The 593-nt window shown below is 71.2% G+C and carries 1 pseudogene; it reads right to left on the bottom strand.

What is annotated here, in order from left to right:
- Positions 1-593 (bottom strand): annotated as a pseudogene (locus H2509_RS00805) (hypothetical protein); the annotation flags it as partial.

Genomic DNA, 593 nt, shown 5'->3' with positions numbered 1-593 from the left:
CCCGCCACATGGTCGGTGATCGCCACCGTGGCGCCGGCAAGCGTGGCGCTGTCCACATCGCCGAGCTGCAGCGACGGCGCGATCGTCACCGCCGCGCCGTCCTCCACGAAACCCGGGGTGAAGACGTAAGGCGAGCCGTCGGCGGCAAAGCGGCGCTGGTAGACGCCGTCGCCCGACCCGTCCTGACCGGAGGAGGTCCAGGTGACCACGAAGCCGCCATCGGGCAGGCCGGCCACCGAGGCCTCGTCCTGGTCGCCGGTGGTGGTCTCGTTGACGCGGAACTCAGCCCCCACCGCGCTGCCGGAGGCATCAAAGATCTGGCCGTAGACGCCGCGCCCCGAGCCGTCCTGGAACTGCGACTGCCAGATCACCACGTAGCCGCCGCCGGCAAGCCCCGCCACCGAAGCCTCCAGCTGGTTGCTGGACGTGCGCGTGTTGACCAGAACCTCGCCGCCGACCGCAATGCCATCGGCATCGTAGCGCTGCGCGTAGACGCCATAGCTCGACCCGTCCTGGCCGAGCGAACGCCAGGCGATGACGAAGCCGCCATCCGCAAGGGCGGCCACCGCCGGCTCCTCCTGCGCGCCCACGTC

It is taken from the genome of Stappia albiluteola (assembly GCF_014050225.1).
GTDB classification, from domain to species: domain Bacteria; phylum Pseudomonadota; class Alphaproteobacteria; order Rhizobiales; family Stappiaceae; genus Hongsoonwoonella; species Hongsoonwoonella albiluteola.
The sequence above is the reverse complement of the archived record's forward strand: the minus strand, read 5'-3'. Positions and strand labels throughout refer to the sequence as shown.